Origin of the sequence: Leptospira wolbachii serovar Codice str. CDC (assembly GCF_000332515.2) — a bacterium.
GTDB classification, from domain to species: Bacteria; Spirochaetota; Leptospiria; order Leptospirales; family Leptospiraceae; genus Leptospira_A; species Leptospira_A wolbachii.
On record NZ_AOGZ02000007.1, the window covers coordinates 1 to 4843 of the forward strand.

Here is a 4843-nt window from a genome sequence, read left to right on the forward strand (position 1 = left end):
CTTTAGGATTCGCCGAACATCGCAATAATCCAATTAATCCTGAAGACCTGTAAAAGCTTTTTAAAGGTAAAAGAAATAAATCTGTATTAATTGTAAAAACTTATCGGTAAAAATCTAATTCTTGGCAACTACGCATAACAGCAACTAACCGCTTCACTTCGGGACTTGCGCCCTCGTTCGGTCTCCGACACATAGGCTTCTGGCACTCCTCTTGCTTACGCAAGCGTCGTTCCAGCCCTAACGTCCCCTCCGGGGACTCAGGGTCAGCCTACGTCGGTTAGTCTAGTTCGTTAATTGCAATTAGTTGATTTACAGAAGAAATCGCGCAAATTTTTTTATGAGGGTGTTGTCGATTTACGCTTTGGAAGAAAACAATTCAAGTCTTTCTCTCCACGAATGTGCAGTTTGTTTATTTACGCTTTTTAAGATTTAAGAGAAAATTTGCGCTCGAGATAAGCCCACTTCATATATCTAACAAATTCAATAGATAACCAACTGCAATTAACATCGCCTTACCGCTCGCTCAGGTCCTTATCCACTTCGACTCAGATTTCTGTGGAAATCTGCTTCTCGTGGGGCCTTCGCTCGGCCTAAAGGCACATTCCGTGTCACGCTAACGCCTCCTACTGAGGCTCAGCTACACGAAACGTCGGTAAGCCTCTATCGTTAGCCGAAATTGACAAAAAACTAAATAAACGAATAACCAAAAAAATATTTGATATATCTCATTTTGAGATACAAATGGTAATGGTGCATATTATCAGCTGGAAGAAATTAGATGATTTTATCATTAAACATCCTAATTCTGAATCTTCCTTAAAGAGCTGGTATAAAATCCTTAAAAATACTTCATTTAAAGATTTTAATGAATTAAGAAAACTATTTAATTCTGTCGATTTGGTAGGAAATCTTACGGTTTTTAACATTAGTGGAAACAACTTCAGGTTAATTGCAGCTATTCACTTTAACACTCAGAAAGTTTTTATTAGATACATTTTAACTCATTCAGATTATGATAAGGGGAAATGGAAAAAGGAGATTATATGATTCTAGAAATTAAAAAAATTAAGAATGTTTGGCATGACCTAAAAGATATTCTCTCCGTTCCTCATACTGATAAACAATATAAAAAATTAGTTAAAGTTTTAGATGAACTTATTGATGAAGTTGGAAATGATGAAAAACATCAATTAGCTCCGCTTCTTGAAACTGTTGGAAATCTGATCGAAGAATATGAAAACGATCATTACTTACAGCCCAATGCTGAACCAATCGAAATTTTAAAATATCTAATGCAAGAAAACAACTTAACACAAAAAGATCTAGCTATTTTGGGTAGCCAAGGTGTTGTTTCAGAAATATTGAATGGAAAACGAGAACTAAACGTAAGGCAAATCAAAGCCCTTGCAGATAAATTCAAAATCTCTCCTTCGGTTTTTATTTAAACTATATATTTGCAACTTCGGCTAACAGCGCGGAAACGCTTCGCTTCGGCACAAGGCCTCGCTCGGCCTCCGGCACATTTCCCTTCTGGCACTCGCTTGCATACGCAAGCTACGTGGCCAGTCCCTAACGTCCCGTTACCGGGACTCAGGGTCAGCCTACGTCGTTAAGGCTAGTTCGTTAGTCGAAAGTGCTAACAAATTATGAACACCTTTGAAAAAATAATAGAAATATTTAAAAGAAAAACGGAGGAAATAATAATTCCACAAGTTAATCCAAAAGAAATTTATCATTATACAGACATAAATGGAGTTAAAGGAATTTTAGAATCAAGGAGAATCTGGGCCAGTGACGTCCGATACCTAAATGATCCTTCAGAAACAACTTATTTTCATAACCTAATAAAAGAAAAAATCGAAAACTCAAAATTAACCGGCATTTTAGAAGAATTGCTAAATACCACACGTAAATTTATTGAACAACATCATTCAGAAGCCCCGAGATTTGTTACCAGCTTTTGTATCGAAAAAGATTTACTTAGCCAATGGCGTTATTATTCAAAGGAATCTATCGGATATATGATTGCTTTTGATACTATGAGTTTATTAAAGGGCATTAAAAATCCGTTGTTCTTTTACACAGTAATATACAATAGAAAAGATCAAGATACATTAATTAATAAATTAATAGAATCAGCTGAAGAAATTTTAAATTCAAATAATATAACAAAAGAATTTCTAGATGACTTCAAAATGTCTTTTATTGTAGCTTTACTTATGACAATGCTTATCATAAAGCATCCAGATTATAGCGAAGAAAAAGAGGCTAGAATTACTTATACAAAGTTATATGACCGAAATATGGAACTCGATACTAAATTTCGAATAAACCAAGGAATGTTTGTGCCTTATATAGAAGTACCAATTCCAGATGTCAAGATAAAGGGAATTTACATTGAACGAAGTATTTTGGGTGAAAAGGCAGCTGAATCATTGTTATTATATCTTAAAGAAAATAAGCTAGATATTCCGGTAACATTAGGTAAAACTCCAATAGGTAAATAAACGCACCTTCGCATAACAGCGCGTTCGGGACTCAGGGCCAGCCTACGTCGGTTAGTCTAGTTCGTTAACCGCCATTTCGCAAAAATCTACCTAAAATGCGAAAAAATCTTACTGATTTAATAAAAGAAAGGCAAATCATAAAGAAATTCGATCTTCCTATTATTGACTTTTAAGACCGAATTAAGATAATTTAACCATGAAGGTAGAATCTAAACAAGAATTGATTAAGGAACTTTCTAAAATCAAACCCATTCTTAATAATGATTTTGGCGTTCTTCAAAATTGGTATTTTCGGTTCTTTTGCAAAGGATAAAGTTAACTCGGAAAGTGACGTTGACTTACTTGTTGAAATGAAATACCCTGATTTCGATTCATTCGTTGGTTTAAAAATATACTTGGAAAAACTTTTTGAACGAAATGTTGACCTTGTTAGAAAACGAAATCAAATTAAACCTTCTTTCCTTAATAGAATCCAGAAAGATATAATTAATGTCTGAGGAAATAACTGAACGGTTTGAGTTTATTCTCGAATCTATTCTGCTGATCGAAAATCGATTCCTTAAAATCAAATTTCCGGATGATCTTATCAACTCTCAAGATGGAATTACAATCCTAGATTCAATCGCTATGCGATTACAAGCAATCGGAGACAATGTAAAGTCTGTAGTAAAATTAGACCGTCAATTTCTGAACAAATTCCCTGAAATCGAATGGGAAAAGATTATGAAAATGAGAGACGTTATTTCTCATCATTATGAAGGTCTCGACCACGAAATTGTTTTTAATATTTGTAAAAACAAAATACCGGGAATTAAAGACTTCAATAGAAATCCATCCTAAAACAACTCAACGGCGGTTAACAGCAACTAACCGCTTCACTTCGGGACTTGCGCCCTCCGGTCTCCGACACATAGGCTTCTGGCACTCCTCTTGCTTACGCAAGCGTCGTTCCAGCCCTAACGTCCCCTCCGGGGACTCAGGGTCAGCCTACGTCGGTTAGTCTAGTTCGTTATGCGTAATTGCCAAAAAAACTTATTCACAAATTAAATTGATTCTCTTAAAGGTAAGTAATAATAGGCCTCACATGCTAGATATTTTTTCAAGAGTCTTGATTTCAAAAGATATAAAACCAAAAAAAGAAGGATTGAAATTATTAAAGCTATTTCTAAAAACAATTACCGAATTGAAACCAGAATATTACAATAATGTAGAACCTATTAATAAAATATTCGAAGAAAATGATATAAGTAAGGTTCTCGAAATTTGGGATGGTTCTCCATTTTATTTAAAGCAGAAGAGAAATAGAATGTTATCTATTATAGATAATGGAAAGAAAAATTATATTTTCGGAGCAATAAGCATTCATTATAAAAAGAAAACATTGGATAATGAATTACATCAGATCAAGAATTTCTTAACTAAGTCTTCAAAAACTTTTACAGGTGAGTTTGGGTATATTCATTCAATGACTAGTGAGAGTGAATTTAATTTTGAATATGAAGCTAACGTCTCTATTTATTCAAATTTCAAAAACCCAACAATGATAATTACATCCTTCGTTTTGAAAAAATATATCCCGAATTTATACTGGTTTACTATTCTAGGTCCTACGTATGTTAATTTTTTTGGAAAAAAACGAATCGAGGAAACTCCTTGTTTCAAAGTCATTAAAATTAGCGAATGTTGCTATGGACTTCAATTAACTGAAAATTTAATGGATCTTAAAAACAATTTTGAATATTTTAATCAAATAAGAACAAAGGCAAAAACACATTTAGGAACCTCAGCATTCTTTGATCTAAAGCTCGGAAGAGATTACAAATATTCTACTCCTGATTTCCCTTTAGGATTCGCCGAACATCGCAATAATCCAATTAATCCTGAAGACCTGTAAAAGCTTTTTAAAGGTAAAAGAAATAAATCTGTATTAATTGTAAAAACTTAACGGTAAAAATCTAATTCTTGGCAACTACGCATAACAGCAACTAACCGCTTCACTTCGGGACTTGCGCCCTCGTTCGGTCTCCGACACATAGGCTTCTGGCACTCCTCTTGCTTACGCAAGCGTCGTTCCAGCCCTAACGTCCCCTCCGGGGACTCAGGGTCAGCCTACGTCGGTTAGTCTAGTTCGTTAATTGCAATTAGTTGATTTACAGAAGAAATCGCGCAAATTTTTTTATGAGGGTGTTGTCGATTTACGCTTTGGAAGAAAACAATTCAAGTCTTTCTCTCCACGAATGTGCAGTTTGTTTATTTACGCTTTTTAAGATTTAAGAGAAAATTTGCGCTCGATTGGATATTCCTTTCGACTAAAATTTGATACTATAATAACTAAC

6 protein-coding genes are annotated in these 4843 nt (G+C 34.5%); all 6 read left to right on the plus strand.

The window, feature by feature from the left end; all coding sequences use genetic code 11:
- The first annotated feature begins 747 nt into the window (after positions 1-747).
- The 6 genes from LEP1GSC195_RS01740 to LEP1GSC195_RS01765 all read left to right on the plus strand — a co-directional run bounded on the left by LEP1GSC195_RS01740 (position 748) and on the right by LEP1GSC195_RS01765 (position 4401).
- Positions 748-1047, plus strand: coding sequence for a type II toxin-antitoxin system HigB family toxin (locus tag LEP1GSC195_RS01740; RefSeq protein WP_040506210.1), 300 nt, complete (start codon positions 748-750; stop codon positions 1045-1047).
- On the plus strand, positions 1044-1445 hold the full coding sequence (locus LEP1GSC195_RS01745) for a helix-turn-helix domain-containing protein (RefSeq protein WP_015679801.1): 402 nt from the start codon (positions 1044-1046) through the stop codon (positions 1443-1445). The genes LEP1GSC195_RS01740 and LEP1GSC195_RS01745 overlap by 4 nt, the downstream gene beginning before the upstream one ends.
- A 201-nt stretch (positions 1446-1646) precedes the next feature.
- Entirely contained in the window at positions 1647-2507 is an 861-nt protein-coding gene (locus LEP1GSC195_RS19335) for a DUF2971 domain-containing protein (RefSeq protein WP_015679803.1), read from the plus strand.
- Between the two features lie 260 nt (positions 2508-2767).
- Entirely contained in the window at positions 2768-3004 is a 237-nt protein-coding gene (locus tag LEP1GSC195_RS01755) for a nucleotidyltransferase family protein (protein ID WP_232227626.1), read from the plus strand.
- Positions 2997-3347, plus strand: coding sequence for a HepT-like ribonuclease domain-containing protein (locus tag LEP1GSC195_RS01760; RefSeq protein WP_015679802.1), 351 nt, complete (start codon positions 2997-2999; stop codon positions 3345-3347). The genes LEP1GSC195_RS01755 and LEP1GSC195_RS01760 overlap by 8 nt, the downstream gene beginning before the upstream one ends.
- Before the next feature lie 244 nt (positions 3348-3591).
- Positions 3592-4401, plus strand: a complete 810-nt coding sequence (locus LEP1GSC195_RS01765) for a hypothetical protein (RefSeq protein ID WP_015679800.1) — start codon at positions 3592-3594, stop codon at positions 4399-4401.
- Positions 4402-4843: the final 442 nt, after the last annotated feature.